17 protein-coding genes are annotated in these 15,897 nt (G+C 68.3%); 5 read left to right on the top strand and 12 right to left on the bottom strand.

Features of this window, described 5'->3' with window-relative positions; all coding sequences use genetic code 11:
* The first annotated feature begins 80 nt into the window (after positions 1–80).
* Entirely contained in the window at positions 81–1,418 is a 1,338-nt protein-coding gene (locus tag G4H71_RS12060) for a YhgE/Pip domain-containing protein (protein WP_072737209.1), read from the top strand.
* 31 nt (positions 1,419–1,449) lie between these two features.
* Here G4H71_RS12060 and G4H71_RS12055 read toward each other — a convergent pair whose 3' ends face one another.
* The 4 genes from G4H71_RS12055 to G4H71_RS12040 form a co-directional block, all read right to left on the bottom strand.
* Entirely contained in the window at positions 1,450–2,058 is a 609-nt protein-coding gene (locus tag G4H71_RS12055; RefSeq protein ID WP_072737210.1) for a methylated-DNA--[protein]-cysteine S-methyltransferase, read from the bottom strand.
* On the bottom strand, positions 2,055–2,540 hold the full coding sequence (locus tag G4H71_RS12050; RefSeq protein ID WP_072737211.1) for an RNA polymerase sigma factor: 486 nt from the start codon (positions 2,538–2,540) through the stop codon (positions 2,055–2,057). The genes G4H71_RS12055 and G4H71_RS12050 overlap by 4 nt, the downstream gene beginning before the upstream one ends.
* Complete coding sequence (locus G4H71_RS12045; RefSeq protein ID WP_072737297.1) at positions 2,537–3,061, bottom strand: methylated-DNA--[protein]-cysteine S-methyltransferase; 525 nt, start codon at positions 3,059–3,061, stop codon at positions 2,537–2,539. Before G4H71_RS12045 ends, G4H71_RS12050 begins: the two co-directional genes overlap by 4 nt.
* 74 nt (positions 3,062–3,135) lie before the next feature.
* The gene (locus tag G4H71_RS12040; RefSeq protein WP_072737212.1) at positions 3,136–3,678 is read right to left on the bottom strand and encodes a MarR family winged helix-turn-helix transcriptional regulator; all 543 of its coding nucleotides are present in this window, start codon (positions 3,676–3,678) and stop codon (positions 3,136–3,138) included.
* A gap of 92 nt (positions 3,679–3,770) precedes the next feature.
* Here G4H71_RS12040 and G4H71_RS12035 point away from each other — a divergent pair, with 92 nt between their 5' ends.
* Positions 3,771–5,912: an MMPL family transporter gene (locus G4H71_RS12035; protein ID WP_083342971.1), complete on the top strand. Its 2,142-nt coding sequence runs from the start codon at positions 3,771–3,773 to the stop codon at positions 5,910–5,912.
* 12 nt (positions 5,913–5,924) lie between these two features.
* Here G4H71_RS12035 and nrdF read toward each other — a convergent pair whose 3' ends face one another.
* A complete protein-coding gene (gene nrdF / locus G4H71_RS12030; RefSeq protein ID WP_072737213.1) occupies positions 5,925–6,893 on the bottom strand; it encodes a class 1b ribonucleoside-diphosphate reductase subunit beta in 969 nt (322 codons plus the stop codon).
* Positions 6,894–7,013: 120 nt separating this feature from the next.
* On the opposite strand from nrdF, the gene G4H71_RS12025 reads away from it, so the two are divergent.
* The gene (locus G4H71_RS12025; RefSeq protein WP_072737214.1) at positions 7,014–7,559 is read left to right on the top strand and encodes a ribulose-1,5-bisphosphate carboxylase/oxygenase large subunit; all 546 of its coding nucleotides are present in this window, start codon (positions 7,014–7,016) and stop codon (positions 7,557–7,559) included.
* 84 nt (positions 7,560–7,643) lie between these two features.
* On the opposite strand, the gene G4H71_RS12020 is transcribed toward G4H71_RS12025, so the two are convergent.
* The 3 genes from G4H71_RS12020 to G4H71_RS12010 form a co-directional block, all read right to left on the bottom strand.
* A complete protein-coding gene (locus G4H71_RS12020; RefSeq protein ID WP_083342970.1) occupies positions 7,644–8,717 on the bottom strand; it encodes a phosphotransferase family protein in 1,074 nt (357 codons plus the stop codon).
* Positions 8,710–9,927: an acyl-CoA dehydrogenase family protein gene (locus G4H71_RS12015; protein ID WP_072737215.1), complete on the bottom strand. Its 1,218-nt coding sequence runs from the start codon at positions 9,925–9,927 to the stop codon at positions 8,710–8,712. Before G4H71_RS12015 ends, G4H71_RS12020 begins: the two co-directional genes overlap by 8 nt.
* A gap of 112 nt (positions 9,928–10,039) precedes the next feature.
* Entirely contained in the window at positions 10,040–10,651 is a 612-nt protein-coding gene (locus tag G4H71_RS12010) for a TetR/AcrR family transcriptional regulator (protein ID WP_072737216.1), read from the bottom strand.
* 138 nt (positions 10,652–10,789) lie between these two features.
* Here G4H71_RS12010 and G4H71_RS12005 point away from each other — a divergent pair, with 138 nt between their 5' ends.
* Positions 10,790–11,245, top strand: coding sequence for an SRPBCC family protein (locus G4H71_RS12005; RefSeq protein ID WP_072737217.1), 456 nt, complete (start codon positions 10,790–10,792; stop codon positions 11,243–11,245).
* Here G4H71_RS12005 and fabG read toward each other — a convergent pair whose 3' ends face one another.
* From fabG to G4H71_RS11985, 4 genes are all read right to left on the bottom strand, one after another.
* Positions 11,246–12,001 (bottom strand): 3-oxoacyl-ACP reductase FabG, encoded by a 756-nt coding sequence (gene fabG / locus G4H71_RS12000; RefSeq protein ID WP_072737300.1) that lies wholly within the window; start codon positions 11,999–12,001, stop codon positions 11,246–11,248.
* 108 nt (positions 12,002–12,109) lie between these two features.
* The gene (locus G4H71_RS11995) at positions 12,110–12,928 is read right to left on the bottom strand and encodes an SDR family oxidoreductase (RefSeq protein ID WP_072737218.1); all 819 of its coding nucleotides are present in this window, start codon (positions 12,926–12,928) and stop codon (positions 12,110–12,112) included.
* A 70-nt stretch (positions 12,929–12,998) separates the two neighbouring features.
* On the bottom strand, positions 12,999–13,760 hold the full coding sequence (locus tag G4H71_RS11990) for an SDR family NAD(P)-dependent oxidoreductase (protein ID WP_072737219.1): 762 nt from the start codon (positions 13,758–13,760) through the stop codon (positions 12,999–13,001).
* A gap of 45 nt (positions 13,761–13,805) precedes the next feature.
* A complete protein-coding gene (locus G4H71_RS11985) occupies positions 13,806–14,951 on the bottom strand; it encodes an acyl-CoA dehydrogenase family protein (RefSeq protein ID WP_072737220.1) in 1,146 nt (381 codons plus the stop codon).
* A gap of 145 nt (positions 14,952–15,096) precedes the next feature.
* Between G4H71_RS11985 and G4H71_RS11980 the strand changes: the two genes are divergently transcribed.
* The gene (locus G4H71_RS11980) at positions 15,097–15,696 is read left to right on the top strand and encodes a TetR/AcrR family transcriptional regulator (protein ID WP_072737221.1); all 600 of its coding nucleotides are present in this window, start codon (positions 15,097–15,099) and stop codon (positions 15,694–15,696) included.
* Positions 15,697–15,897 lie beyond the last annotated feature (201 nt).

Raw genomic sequence — 15,897 nt, 5'->3', positions numbered from 1 at the left:
CGTCCACGGGACGCGACGTAGCGGAGGTCACGTCGCCGAATGGCCGGACAGACGGGGGTGGTTCGCCCACACTGAGTGGCATGACGGATGTCGACCCACCAGCCGGACGTACAGAATCGGTGCGCAGGATCGTCGGCTCGCCGCGGTTCTGGATCGCACCGATCGCCCTCGTCACCTTCGTCATGGCGATACTCGGGGCGCTCTACATGGACTCGATGCTCGATCCCGAGCGCAACATGAACAACTTTCCGATCGCCGTCGTCAACCGGGACGACGGCGACATCATGGTGGGCTCCGATCCCCCCGAACACGTGGTGCTCGGTGACCAGGTCGTCGCGGGCCTGGCCGACGAGGTGGACCCGAACCAGATCGATCTGCGCCCGATGGGCATCGCCCAGGCCCAGCAGGAGCTGAACACCGGAAAGATCTACGGAGCCATCGTCGTTCCGCTGGACTTCACCAAGCGGACCATGATCCTCGCCCAGGCGAGTGTCGTGCCGGGCGACATCGAGCGTCCGGTCATCACCGTCTACACCAACCCGCGGTCGGGGACACTCGCGGGGAACATCGCCCGCGTCATCGGTGAGCGTGTCGGCACGTCCCTCAACGAACAGATGGGACGTCAGCTCACCGAGCAGGTCACGGCCGAACTGGCGGCCACGGCACCGGATCTGCAACTGTCCGGCGCGAGTTCGCTCCTGCTGAGCGAGCCGGTGGACGTGCGGCTGGTCGAGAACAACCCGCTGCCGCCGGGCACCGGGTTCGGGCTCGCCGCCTTCTACTTCACGCTGCTGCTCGTGCTCGCGGGGTTCACCGGCGCCACCATCGTCAACACCGTCGTCGACGGCATGCTCGGATTCACTCCCACCGAGGTCGGGCCGCTGTACCTGCACAACGAGTCGGTTCCCCTGTCACGGTTCCAGACCCTGCTCGTCAAATGGGCGATGATGGTCGTCCTCGGGTTCGTCGTGTCCGCGGTGTATCTGTGGATATCGATACTGCTCGGCCTGCCGGTGCCGCAGCCCTTGGCTCTCTATCAGTACGGTGCCCTCGCGATCGCCGCGGTCGGGATCACCTCGATCTCGGTCATGGCGATCTTCGGCAATCTCGGGCTGCTCATCAACCTGTTCGTCTTCATCATCCTCGGGCTCCCGTCCTCCGGTGGCGCGATCCCCCTCGACGCCGCCCCGCCGCTGTACGCCTGGCTCGCCAACTTCGAACCCATGCACCAGATCTACGTCGGGGTGCGGGCGATCCTGTTCTTCGACGCCAATCCCGACGCCGGTCTCGGCCAGGCAGCATGGATGACGGTGTTCGGGCTCCTCTTCGGCCTGGTCGTCGGCGGTGTCGTCACCATGCTCTACGACCGTCGCGGGCTGCGGCGTGTTCACCGGGCGAAGGCACCCACGCCGTCCTGATCAGGCGCCCTCCTCCGGCGACGGCTCGCGTTCAGGCGGCCTGTTCGAGAGCCAGCAGGGCGGCCTTCGCCTCCGCTCCGCCCGCATATCGACCCAGGCTGCCGTCGCTGCGCACGACCCGATGGCACGGCACCACGATCGGCAGCGGGTTGAGCGCGCACGCCGTCCCCACCGCACGGACCGCGCGGGGGCTTCCCGCCGCAGCGGCGATCTCGGCATAGCTCGCCGTGTGCCCGTACCCGATGTGCGGGAGCCGGGACACCACCTCGCGGCGGAAACCGTGTGTGAGACGGAGATCGAAAGCGAGATCGAACGTGGTGCGTCGCCCGACGAAGTACTCGTCGAGTTCCCGCACGGCGTCCTCGAGCCTCCCGGGCGCGCGGAGTATCCGCGGGCTGATCGCCCCGGACAGTTCGACGAGTTCCGCGTCGAGCCCCGCGCTGCGCAGGTATGCCACGCGAACCAGCCCGGCGGAGGTGGCGGCCAGCAACAGCTCACCGACCGGGGTATCCATCGTGCGGTAGGCGACGTCGAGGTCACCGGCCGCGTCGGAGCTGCGGGCGAGGCGATCGCGCAGCCGAGCCGAGTCGGCTTCCGAGGGCACGGCGTACTCGCCGAAGAGACTGTCTGCGTGGGTCATCGGTACTCCCGAGTGGAGGCGAGGTTCTTGCGGAGGGAAGCGACCCCGTCGGCGGCGGCCCGTCGCGCCGCCGCGGGCGAGTTGCCGAGGATGCGGGCGATCTCGTCGTAGGGCAGACCGGCCAGGTGGTGGTAGGCGACGGCGGCACGCTGCTTGGGCGGGAGCGCCGCGAGCGCCGCATCGAGCGCGTCGTCACGCGAATCCGGGATCCCGTCGCGGCTCGGCCGGTCCGGAAGGCTTTCGACCGGGACGGCTCGTCGGCCGGCCGCCCGGTGCACGTCGATCGCCTTCCGGTGCGCGATGGTCACCAGCCACGCCTCGACGTTGCTCCCGGGCGGGAGTTCCGGATAGGCCCGCATCGCGGCGAGGAACGTCTCGGACCAGGCGTCGTCGGCGTCCACCGGCCCGACGACGGCGCGGCACACCCGCAGCACCATCTCCGAGTGCGCGGCGACGACCCGCTCGAAGGGCGGCAGGCTCACGTGGCGGAGCCTTCGAGGTCGAGCAGGAATCGCTTGCGTGCGAGACCACCCGCATAGCCGGTGAGCGAACCGTCGCTGCCGACCACCCGGTGGCAGGGCACCACGATGCTCAGCGGATTGCGGGCATTCGCCGAGGCCACGGCCCGCACCGCGGTCGGCTTCCCGGCGGCCTCGGCCAGTTGCCGGTAGGTCCACGTCCGCCCGTAGGGGACGGTGGCGAGCAACTCCCACACTCGTCGCTGGAACGGCGTACCGCGCGGCGACAAGGGCAGGTCGAACCGGCTCCGTTCTCCGCGGAAGTACTCCGCGAGTTGCGCCGACGCGGGCCCGAATCCGGTGTCGTCCCGAGTCCCCAGTTGCGACGGGTCGGGTCCGTGCCGATGCTCGGCCAGGTAGACCCCCGACAGGCCCGCACTCGTCGCCACCAGGGTCAACGGCCCGATCGGCGAGTCGACGAGCGTGTGGGTGAGGCTGTCCGAGTACACGGGGCTGTCCGGGTACCCGAGAGAATCAGGGGCCATGATTCGATCCTTCCAGTCGACGACGCTCTCATCCCGTAGACGTCCGGGACGCACGGAATGTGAGATCGTGCCGGTCAGTGAGTCTCCGCGGGACCGGTCGAGGAAGAGCCGCGATCCCCCGTCGCCCCCAGTTCGTCGTGATGCGCCCGCATCGATTCGACCAGAACCGTGAACACGCGGTGCGCGGCCGCCAGGTCGTCGTCCGGAACCGCGCGCAGTGCGTGCGTCGTCCGCGCACCGAGCGGGGCGAAGAACTCCCGCGCGACCTCGAGACCTTGCGTGTCGTACCTGAGGAGGACTCTTCGCCGGTCCGACGGATCCGCCTCCCGGCGAATGTGCCCGGACGCCAGCAACCGCTCGACCAGATACGTCATCGCCGCCGGGGAGAGCCCCAGCATCGATCCCAGTTCACCGGCACGCAGGGGCCGTCCGCCCGTCTCGGCCACCATGATGTGCATCAACGCATGGAAGTCGTTGTGGCCCAGATCGTGTGTGGCCGCGAAGACTCGTCCGATCTGCTCGGACACCGCCGTCACCTCACGCAGGTCGGCCGAGATCTCGGCCTCGAGCCGGGATCTCCTGTCCGACGGCACGCGACCGGAACTACCCTCCACCATCCACCGGCCCCTTCTCCGCAATCCCGAACGCCCGACATGTACTCGGCATTATTTCATTTGTTGAACATTTCAGAATATGAAATGATTCGGCGATGGACTCCTCGACGGGCAACCTACCCGGCGGCGGGGCCTGGGATCGCCTGGCCGCCGCGGTCACCGGCCGCCGGTCCTGGTCGATCGCGCTCGCCGTCCTCGTGTCGGCTGTCGCGATCATGGCGCTCGTCGGCGGCAACGACGCGGCGGGAGAAGCGCCCTCCGCACTGCCCGAATCCGCCGAATCCGCGCAGGTCCAGCAACGGTTGGCCGAGTTCCCCCAGTCGGAGACCGCCTCGGCCGTCCTCGTCGGCAGCCGCTCCGACGGGGCCGAGTTGACCTCGGCAGACCTCACCGAATTCGACGCCGTCCACACACGCATGCTCGCGGTCGGGGAAGCCGATGACGGCGCTCCGGCGCCCGCGATGGTGCCCTCCCCCGACGGCAAGGCGGTTCTCGGCCCGGTACCGGTCGACGCCGAACTGTCCGGCTTCGCCCTGAGCGACCAGGTGTCCGCGCTGCGCGACGCCGCCTCCACCGGCCTGCCGGACGAACTCCGCGCCGAGGTCACCGGCGGTCCCGCCTTCGGTGCCGACATCGCGGACTCTTTCTCCGGTGCCAATACGACCCTGCTCGCGGTCACGGCCCTGGTGGTCGCGGCCCTCCTCGTTCTCACCTACCGCTCGCCGATCCTCTGGCTCGTCCCGCTCGCGGTCATCGGATTCGCCGATCGATTCGCCGGGACCGTGGGTACGGCCCTGGCCGAGATCACCGGCCTGTCCTTCGACGGATCGACCTCCGGGATCACCAGCGTTCTGGTGTTCGGCGCGGGGACCAACTACGCCCTGCTCCTGATCTCGCGCTACCGGCAGGAATTGCGCTCGGAGGCCGACCACCGGCTCGCCCTGCGGCACGCCGTCCGGCAGGCGGGGCCGACGATCCTCGCCTCCAACGGCACCGTCGTCCTGGCACTGCTCACGCTGCTCCTGACCTCGATTCCGAGTACCCGCAGTCTGGGTGCACTCGCGGCCGCGGGGCTCCTGGTGGCCCTGGTCTTCGTGCTCCTGGTCCTGCCACCGGCACTCGCGCTCTGCGGAAAGAAGCTGTTCTGGCCGTTCGTGCCGAAGGTCGGAGATCCCGACACCACCTCGGGCGGAACGTGGTTCCGCGTCGCGTCGGCCGTCGCCCGGCATCCGTGGCGCACGTCGGTCACCGCCGTCGCGGCACTGGGAATCTGCGCCACCGGAGTTCTCGGCATCCAGGTGGGGCTGTCGCAGACCGAACAGTTCCGCGTCACCGCCGAGTCCGTCGACGGTCTCGACACGCTGGCCGCGCACTTCCCCTCCGGGCTCTCGAACCCCACGACCGTGCTCGTCGACACCGGAGCCGCGCAGGACACGGCGAGTGTCCTCGCCGCCACGCCCGGCGTCTCCTCCGTCACCGAAGCCGGCCGATCCGACACGGGCCTCACCCGGTTCACCGTGGTCCTCGACGCCCCACCCGCCACCGACGAGGCGTTCGCCACCATCGAGACCATCCGCGAGACCCTCCCGCCCCCGGGAGGAACCGAGGCCCTGGTCGGGGGAAGTGACGCCGAAGCCCTCGATCAGCGGAACGCCGCCGTCCGCGACCAGCTGATCGCCGTTCCGATCATCCTCGCCGTCGTCCTCGCCGTCCTGATCGTCCTGCTCCGGGCCGTCGTCGCACCCGTCGTTCTGGTCGCGACGACGGTGCTGAGTTCACTCGCCGCCCTCGGGCTCGGCAATGGGGTGAGCACGTACGTCTTCGGCTTCCCGGCCCTCGACGACACCGTCCCGCTCTTCGCCTTCCTGTTCCTGGTGGCGCTGGGTGTCGACTACACCATGTTCCTCGTGGCGCGCGCCCGCGAGGAGACTCCCGGCCACGGCACCCGAGGCGGGATCGTGCGTGCGGTCGCCGCCACCGGAGGAGTCATCACCAGCGCCGGGATCGTCCTGGCGGCGGTGTTCACCGTCCTCGGTGTCCTGCCCCTGATCACGCTGACCCAACTGGGAATCGTCGTCGGCCTCGGAATCCTGTTGGACACCTTCGTCGTCCGCACGCTCGTCGTCCCGGCCCTGTTCACCCTGATCGGGCCGAGAGTGTGGTGGCCGAGTACCTTCGACCCCGCACCGGCTCCCACCGACAGCCCGGCGGGTTCGGGCATCGAGGCGCGCCAGTAGTCCCAGTCCTCCTCAGTAGTCCCAGTCCTCGTCGGTCGTCTCGGCGTGAGTCCCGATGACGTACGAGCTTCCGGAACCGGAAAAGAAGTCGTGGTTCTCGTCCGCGCCCGGACTCAGGGCCGCGAGGATCACCGGGTCGGCCTGCGCCTCGTCGAGCGGAAACATCGGACCGTATCCGAGGTTCGCGAGCGCCTTGTTCGCGTTGTAGCGCATGAAGGGCAGCACCGCGTCGGTGAGTCCGGCGTCGTCGTAGAGGTCACGGGCATACCGGATCTCGTTGCGGTACAGCACGTCGAGCAATTCGCGGGTGTAGCTCTCGTGCTCGCGCCTGGTCGACTCCTCGGCGTCGTCGAGAGCGCGCCGGCACTTGTAGCCGATGTAGTAGCCGTGCACCGCCTCGTCGCGGATGATCAGCCGGATCACGTCGGCCGTGTTGGTGAGCTTGCCCCGTGACGACCAGTGCAGCGGGAGGTAGAAGCCCGAGTAGAACAGGAACGACTCCAGCAGCACCGACGCGGCCTTGCGTGCGAGGGGGTCGTCGCCGCGGTAGTAGTCGACGACGATCTGCGCCTTCGTCTGCAGGTACTCGTTGGTCTCGGACCAGTCGAAGGCCTCGTCGATCTGCACCGTCGAGCAGAGTGTCGAGAAGATCGAACTGTAGCTCTTCGCGTGTACCGACTCCATGAAGGCGATGTTGGTGAGCACCGCCTCTTCGTGCGGTGTGCGAGCGTCGTCGATCATGGCGACGGCGCCGACGGTGGACTGCACGGTGTCGAGCAGCGTCAGGCCGGTGAACACGCGCACGGTCATCGTCTGTTCCGCGTCGCTCAGTGAGTGCCACGTCGGCAGATCGTTGGACAACGGGACCTTCTCGGGAAGCCAGAAGTTGCCGGTGAGCCGCGCCCACACCTGCGCATCCTTCTCGTCGTCGAGTCGATTCCAGTTGATCGCGTGTACGCGATCGATCAGCCCACCGCTCACCGTTCCACCAAGTTCCCTTGAGCCATACTTTTATTTTCGGGTAGCCGAACTATAGCGAATCTCGCACGATCGAGGGGAGCCACCTCGGTGACGTGACGGCACTCGTGCAGGATGGCAGCCATGTCCGCACTCGTCCCCCGCCCGCACGACGTGGTGCGCGGCGTGCGCGATGTCGTGGGATGGACGGTGGCTACCACGGCGCTGGTGGCCTCGCTCCCGGGGCGAATCGGCGCACTCCTCGACGAGGTCGAAGCGCTCGTCGAGCGGATAGACCTCGTCACGCGCCGCGCCGATCACGTCGTCACCCGCGCGGCGCTGGCCACCGTGGAAGTGGAGACCGTCGTCGTCGACACGGCGCGCCTGTCGGCCACGGCCCAGGAACTACTCGACCTCTACGCTCCGCTCGCCGCGCGGGCGGCCCCGCTGGCGGCGCGATTCGTGGACGAGATCGGCGAGGACGAGGTCCACGCGGCAGTCGCGTTGATCGACTACCTTCCCGAGTTGACCGTACGAATGACGGCGATCATGCCGATCCTGGCGACGCTCGACACCGTCGCTCCCGAGATCCACGAACTCCTCGAAGTGGTCAAGGACGTCCGGCAGGCGATCCAGGGGGTTCCCGGGTTCAGTTTCTTTCGCCGTCGCGGCGAAGCCCGCGACACTTGAGGGCAAACTGCGGCGAAGCCCGCGACACTCGAGGGCAAACTGCGGCGAAGCCCGCGACACCTGAGGGCAAACAGCGGCAGTCGGTCACATCCCTCGCGCGGCGTGCAGTCCGGCGGCGACGAATTCCGGTACGGCGGCACCGGCACGGTCGAAGCCTTCGCCCCGCGTCGCACCCGCGCGGTAGCGATGGTCGATACCGGCTGCGATGACGGCCAGCTTGAAACAGGCCAGCGCCAGATAGAACGGCCAGTGGTCGAGATCCCGGCCCGCCGCAACGCTGTAGCGGTGGGCGATGTCCTCCGCCGAGGGCAGACGCGAACTGGTCCACGCCGCCGGCTCACCGAGTACCAGATCCATGGCGGGGTGCCGGTAGACGCACATCAAGGCGACGTCCGTGAGCGGATCTCCGAGCGTGGAGAGCTCCCAATCGACCACGGCTGCAACCGTACCCACATCCTCGGTACCCAGGATCGTGTTGTCGATCCGGTAGTCCCCGTGGACGATCGCCGAGGCCGAGCGCTCCGGGATCGCGCCCGCGAGAAGCCCCGCCAGCCGATCCACGTCGGGGTGGTCGGCCGCCTTCACCCGTTCCCACTGACCCGTCCACAGCTTCACCTGACGAGCGACATACCCGTCGGGCCGACCGAACTCACCGAGGCCGCAGGAGCGGTAGTCGACCGAATGCAGCCGGGCGAGTACCTCGATCAGCTCCGCCATGCAGCGGTCGACATCGTTGTCCGACAACATGTCCAGTTGGCTCCGGGTACGGATCACCTGGCCGGGGACGAACTCCACCACCGTGAACGGCGCGCCCATCACCGCCTCGTCCTCACATAGCGACACGGTGGGAGCCACCGGCACGCCGGTACCCGCCAACGCGGAGGTGATCCGGAACTCCCTGGCGACGTCGTGGGCCGAGGGCGTCAGGCCGGCTGTGGGTGGGCGTCGCAGGATCCACGACGAGACGCCGTCCGTGACGCCGAAGGTGAGATTCGACTTGCCCCCGGAGATCAGGTTCGCCGTCAGCTCACCCGCGACGGCGACCCCGCTGTCGGTCAGATGGTTCTGCAGCGCAGCGAGATCGAGTCCGTCGTATGTGTTCGAGGCCGAGCCGTTCGGGCTGTTCGGGCTGTTCGAGTCGTTCGGCGTGTCAGCCATGTCGGTTCCCCTCCCTTGCCGCGCGCTTGGCGGCGCCGACCGCGCGCTTCGCGATCGACCAGCGGTGCACCTCGGACGGCCCGTCGTACACCCGGAACGGGCGCACCTCGCGGGACAGTCGGGCGAGCGGGAGATCACCGGACACTCCGAGCCCGCCGCACATCTGGATGGAGCGGTCCACGATCCGTCCGACAGCTTCGGCCGCGAACGTCTTGGCGATCGACGTGGAATCCGACGCCCGTTCTCCGCGGTCGAGTTCCCAACACGCACGCACCAGGAGCGCCCGCGTCGCGGCGATATCGATCTCGTTGTCCGCCACCATCTTCTGCACCATTCCGAGGTCTCCGAGCCTCGAGCCGAAGCCCGCACGGCCCGCCACGTGCGCCACCGCGACGTCGTGGGCCCTGCGGGCGGCACCGAGCCAGCGCATGACATGGGTCATCCGCGCCGGACCGAGCCGTACCTGTGCGTAGGCGAACCCTTCGTCGACCCGGCCCAGGACGGCGTCGTCCGGCACGAAGACGTCGTCGAAGCGCACTTCGCAGTGTCCACCGATCATCGCCCGGTCCAACGTCTCGATGTGCCGCCCGACTTCGAGTCCGGGCGCTCCCGCGGGGAGCAGGAACATCGTCGCCCCACCCCGGTCACCCGGTTCGCCCGAGGTGCGGGCCATCACGATGAAGAATCCGGCCCCGTCGGCGCCGGTGATGAACCACTTGTGCCCGTTGATCTTCCAGCCTCCGGCAACCTTCTCGGCGCGGGTGCGCAGGGCCGAGGGGTCCGAGCCGGCGCCCGGAGCGGGCTCGGTCATGGCGAAGGCGGACCTGACCTCGCCGTGCGCGAGCGGCGCCAGGAACTCCCGCTTCTGCGCGTCGTCGGCAACGTGCGCGAGCAGGTGGACGTTACCTTCGTCCGGGGCCGCGATGTTGGTCGCGATCGGGCCGAAGAGCGAGTACCCCGCCTCCTCGAAGACCGGGGCACGATCACTCATCCCCAGCCCGTGGCCGCCGAACTCCACCGGCACGTGCGGCGCGAACACACCCGCCTCCTTCGCGGCCCGCTGCAGTGCGATGCGGAGTTCGTCGCCCCCTGCGGCGGTGACGTCACCGCTGTTGGCGTCCTCGATCGGCAGAACGTGCTCGCGGGTGAATGCCCGCGTCTTCGAGATCAGATCCCGGACCGGGGCGGAGTAACTCAGATCGACGGTCATTCGGACAACCTTCCACTCACCCGGACAGTGCGCCGACCGATCGATCGCTCGGTACCGGTGACCGTGCCATGCACACTGCCTGCACGTCAAGCATGCAGCGCGAATCCCCGGGTCAGGACTCCACGGTGGCGCGGGCAATGCGCACGTAGCGCTCGACCAGTTCGTCGGGAGTGAGTGGTCCGTCCTCCCGGTACCAGGTGGACAGACCCACACACATCGTCACGACCGCACGACTGGCATCCTCGGGGAACGGCGTCCGGAACACACCGTCCGCGACTCCGGCGACCACGATGTCGTCGAGCATGCGCTGCTGTTCGTCCCGCTGCGCGATGTAGGCGGCGCGGGCCTGCGGCTCCATGCTGCGGGTCTCCCGCGACGCGACGAACGCCTGGTCGCGGCGGAACATGTGGAACCGCAACAAGCTCTCCACGACCGCGTCGAAACGCTCGCTCGCGGTGGGCCCGGCCTCCGCCACTGCGGCACGACTGCGCGCCAGCAACTCCTCCATCACCGCGTCGGTCAAACCGACCAGCAGGGCCTGCTTCGACGGGTAGTGATGGTAGAGACCAGGCACGGACAGGCCTGCGCGAACGGCGATCTCCCTGATCGACGCACCGTCGTACCCACGCTCGGCGAACGCGGACAGCGCCGCCGCGAGCACCCTCGTCAGGCCCTGATCGCGGTACACGCGCCACGACGCCGGCTCGATGCTCTCCTCCGTCATGCGGTACACCGTAGAGCAGTGGCAGCATGGGAACGCGGCGGCACGGGACAGCGGCGGGGGCGCACCGCCGAGAAAGCCGGGCAATGTACCCAGTACAGTCTGTCACAGTAATTACGGATCGACGCAAAGGACGCCCTCATGATCCACATCCGTCACTCCGCCTCCGCCGCCGCTCCGATCGAGGTCGTCTTCGCCTACATCGACGACCACAGCACCGTGCCCGACTGGATGTTCGGCGTCTCCCAGTTCACGCCGGTCGGCGAGTTCACGCAGGGTCTGGGCGCGCAGTTCGATGCCGTCATGAAGATCGGGCCGGCCAGCCTCGAATCGCGGCTGGAAGTGACCGAATGGGTGGAGAACGAGGTCATCACGCTGTCGTCGCTCGGCGGGGTCTCGAACTCGTCGTCGTGGCGCTTCATCCGCAAGGGCGATTCCGCCACCGAACTGAGCGTCGACTTCGCCTACCAGCTGCCCGGCGGGCTGGCGGGCAAGGCCCTCGGCCGGATCGTCGAACCCTTCGTGGGTACGGCGATCAAGAACACCGAGGAGACCCTGCGCCGCAACGTCGAGGAGATCTACGCCCGCGAGGCGTGATCAGTCCTTCGGCCCGCCGGCCACGTAGATGACCTGACCCGACACGAAGCCCGCGCCCTCGCTCGCGAAGAACGATGCGGTGTGCGCGATGTCGGCCGGCTCGCCCACCCGCGCCACCGGGATCTGGCCGGCAGCCGCCGCCTTGAAGTCCTCGAAGTCGGCGCCGACCCGCGCCGCGGTGGCGGCGGTCATCTCGGTCGCGATGAATCCCGGCGCGATGGCATTGGCGGTGACACCGAACTTGCCGAGCTCGATGGCGAGCGTCTTGGTGAATCCCTGCATGCCCGCCTTGGCCGCCGAGTAGTTGGCCTGGCCCCGGTTGCCGAGCGCAGACGTGCTCGACAGGTTGACGATCCGACCGAACTTCGCGTCCACCATGTACTTCTGCACGGCGCGGGCCATGAGGAAAGCGCCCCGCAGGTGCACGTTCAGTACCGCATCCCAGTCGTCGACACTCATCTTGAACAGCAGATTGTCGCGCAGGATTCCGGCATTGTTGACGAGGATCGTCGGCTCACCGAGTTCCGCGGCGATCCGCTCGACCGCGGCGGCGACCGAGGCCTCGTCGGCCACGTCTGCACCGACGGCGAGGGCGCGGCCCCCGGCCGCCTCGATGGCGGCCACGGTGTCCGCACAGGCGGCCTCGTCGAGGTCGAGCACGGCGACGGCGTTTCCGTCGGCCGCCAGCCTCTGAGCGACGGCGGCGCCGATCCCTCGGGCGGCACCGGTGACGATCGCAGTTCTACTACCTGCCATGGTTCTGTTCCTCCTGAATACCGAAAGTCCGGCCGAGACGTTCTCGCCGGAGATGATGTTCTCGCCGAAGACGTGGCCCCGGCGATGTTCCGACGCGTCCACCGCCGATCAGGTCGTGGGATCCGTCCGTGCCACGAGAGTGGCACGGTAACGCTGCATTCCGCGCAACCACCGGTCGTAGTCCGCCGCTTTCTGGCGGTACATGTCCAGCACCTCCGGATGCGGCAGGATCAGGAACTGCCCGGACTCGATGCCGGCGAGCACGCATTCGGCCACCTCCTCCGGGGACAGTACGCGCCCGGCGGTCTTGACGGCCCTGGCCGCGGTGTCGGAGAGTGCGGCGTCGTCGTGGAGCAGCTTGGTGTCCACCCCCATCGGGCACACACAGCTGACCCCTACTCCCCGATCTCCGTACGTGACCGACAGCCATTCGGCGAATCCCACCGCCGCATGCTTGGTGACCGAGTACGGAGCGGACCCGATCTGGGTGAGCAGACCTGCCGCCGACGCGGTGCCGACGAAGTAGCCCTCGCCCCGCTCGATCCAGCCCGGGACCAGGCGGCGTGCGGCCCGGATGTGCGCCCGGAGGTTCACGTCCAGGGCGAGGTCCCAGACGGCCTCGTCCGGTTCGAGTTCGTCCCCCGCCGCGACACCGGCATTCGCGACATAGAGGTCGACCGCGCCGAATTCCTTCTCCGCGAAGGCGATCACGTCGTCGATCGAGGACTCGTCCGCGGCGTCGGACATCTGTGCCAGCGCCGAACGCGGGTGTTCCGACTCGATCTCCGCCGCGACGGCCGCGACGGCCACCCCGTCCAGGTCGGTGAGAACCACTCGCGCACCGGCGGCGGCGAGACGGTGGGCGATCGCCGCGCCGATGCCGTTGCCGGCCCCGGTGACGACGGCGACCTTCTGGGAGACCTGCACGCCTGCCCCTTTCTGGGTGATCGTGATGCCGCCGTCGACGGCTGGGTGATCGTGATACCGCCGACCACGGCTAGGTGATCGTGATACCGCCGTCGACGGCCAGGGTCTGCCCGGTGACGTACCCGGCCGCGTCCGACGCCAACCACACGACCGTGGCGGCCAGTTCGGCGGGATCGCCCAGACGCGGGATCACCAGGCGGGCAGCCATGGCGTCCAGATAGCCGTCCTTGTACTGGTCGGTCATCTCGGAACGGAAGAATCCCGGCGCGATCGCGTTAACCCGGATTCCCTTCCGTGCACCCCACTGCTGGGCGAGGTCGCGAGTGAGCCCGATGACCCCGGCCTTGCTCGCCGCGTAGGCGGCCTGCGGCAGGCCTGCCGTGGTCAGTCCCAGCACGCTGGAGATGTTGACGATGGCGCTACCGGGCTGCATCACCCGCCCGGCCGCCTGGGCGGCCCAGTAGGAGCCGTTGAGGTTGATGTCGATCACCTGACGGAACTCGTCCGCCGTCTCGCGGGTGGCCGGCACCGCGGTACCGACACCCGCGTTGTTGATCAACACATCCACCTTGCCGAACTGCTCCATCGCGGCATCGATCATGTGCTGGGCCTGTGCCGGATCGGCGATGTCGGTCGCCACGGAGAGCGGCGTGCGGCCGGCGGCGCGCACCAGATCGGCGGTACCCGCGAGCCGGTCGACGCGACGTGCGGCGAGGACGACGTCCGCCCCGGCCTCGGCCGCCGCCTGCGCGAACGCGACCCCGAGTCCCGATGACGCTCCGGTGACCACTACCACCTTGTCGGTCAGGCGGAATCTGTCGAGCACTGACATAAGTGAATCTCCATTCGTCATCGAGGTCCGTCGACTATACGTCTATCAGAGACCGAGATCGCGGCCGATGAGCTCCTTCATGATCTCGTTGGACCCGGCCCAGATCTTGGTGACGCGAGCGTCCTTCCACGCCCGGGCGGCACGGTACTCGTTCATGAAGCCGTATCCGCCGTGCAACTGGACGCAATGATCGAGGATCTCGTTCTGCACCTGCGCCGTCCACCACTTCGCCTTGGCGGCGTCGACGGCCGACAGCTCACCTTCGGCGTGAGCGGCGACGCACTGGTCGACGAACGCCTGGGTGACCTCCACCCGAGTCACCAGGTCGGCGAGCAGGAATTTGTTCCACTGGAGCGAGCCGATCGGCTGACCGAAAGCCTTGCGCTCCTTGGCGTAGGCGATGGTCTCCTCGAGAATCGGCGCCGCGTGCGCGAGGTTGGAGACGGCCGCGCCCACCCGCTCCTGCGGCAGCATCTCCATCATGTGCACGAAACCACGGTCGATCTCGCCGATGATGTTGTCCGACGGGACGCGGACGTTCTCGAAGAACAGCTCGGCCGTGTCGGATTCGGGCTGCCCCACCTTGTCGAGCTTCCGTCCACGCTCGAAACCGGGCATTCCGGTCTCCACCGCGAAGAGGGTGATGCCCTTGGCCTTCTTCTCAGGGCTGGTACGCGCCGCGACGATCACCAGGTCCGCATTGAACCCGTTGGTGATGAACGTCTTCGAGCCGTTGACGATCCAGTCGTCACCGTCACGGACCGCCGTCGTCTTGAGTGCGGCCAGATCGGATCCGCCGGACGGCTCGGTCATGCCGATGGCGGTGAGCAGCTCGCCCGTGCAGAACTTGGGCAACCAGCGCTGCTTCTGCTCCTCGGTGGTGAGCTGCACCAGGTACGGCGCACACACGTCGGCGTGGATGCCGAAGCTCGAGGCCAGCGCCGCACTGCTGCGCGAGAGCTCCTCGGCGAGAACCGCATTGAACCGGTAGTCGCCGGCCTCGCTGCCGCCGTAGGCTTCCGGAACCTCGAGGCCGAGGAATCCGTTCCTGCCCGCCTCGAGCCAGATGTCGCGGTCGATGAACCGCTGCTCGATCAGCTTCTCCTCCACGGGCACGACATTGCGGTTGACGAACTCGCGCGCCGACTCGCGGAACGCCTCGTGGTCGGGGCCGTACAGGGTGCGTCGCATGGGACTGTCCTCCAGAATGTAAGCATTCGCTTATTTTCTAAGCAGTCGCTTATACTGCTGCCCGGGCGGGATATTGTCAACAGCTCGTGCGGACACCCACGAGCGCAGGGACCGCAGGCCCCGCACCGCAACACTGGAGCAGCGAATGACCAAGCCACCGAGCCCGGTGACCAGCACGTCGAAGGCGGCGGCCCGCATCCGTGCCGCCGCGGTCGACGCGTTCGCCACCAACGGGTACGGCGGCACCACGACCAGGGAGATCGCCGCCCGTCTCGACATGAGCCCGGCCGCGATGTACCCGCACTACCGGTCGAAGGAAGACCTGCTGTTCGCCATCAGCTACGACGGCCACGCCACGACACGCGAGGTCATCTCGGCGGCCGATCTCCCCGGCGAGCCGCCGACGGCCCGGTTGCGCTCGATGATCGCGGCCTTCGCCCGCTGGCAGGCGGATCACCACGCGCAAGCGCGGGTCGTCCAGTACGAACTGACCGCCCTCACCCCCGAGCACTATCGCGACGTCGTCGCCATCCGCCGCGAGATCACCCAGCACTTCCGCCAGGTCGTGGAGGCGGGGGCCGCGGCAGGCGAGTTCACCGTCCCGGACGCCGAGGGCGTGACCCTCGCCCTGATGTCCCTGTGCGTGGACGTCTGCCGCTGGTTCCCCGCCGGGGCCTACACCGACGCCGACGCCGTCGCGAGTCTCTACGCGGACCTCGCGATGCGCCTCGTCGGCGCCGACTGAGCCCACCGCCCCCTCTTCTCCGCGCCCCTCAGCGCCGCCTCCCCCTCCCCCTCCCCGGCACGATGTCACATCGGTTCGGTTGAACGAAACCGATGTGACATCGTCCCGCCGAAAGTGACGTCTTCCCGTGGTGGAGGACGTAATTCGGGCTAGCATCTGTACATCGACTCGGGGGAGTCGAGTCAGGGTAAGTCCGAGCAG

The sequence above is a fragment of the Rhodococcus triatomae genome (assembly GCF_014217785.1).
In the GTDB taxonomy this organism is placed as follows: domain Bacteria; phylum Actinomycetota; class Actinomycetes; order Mycobacteriales; family Mycobacteriaceae; genus Rhodococcus_F; species Rhodococcus_F triatomae.
The sequence above is the reverse complement of the archived record's forward strand: the minus strand, read 5'-3'. Positions and strand labels throughout refer to the sequence as shown.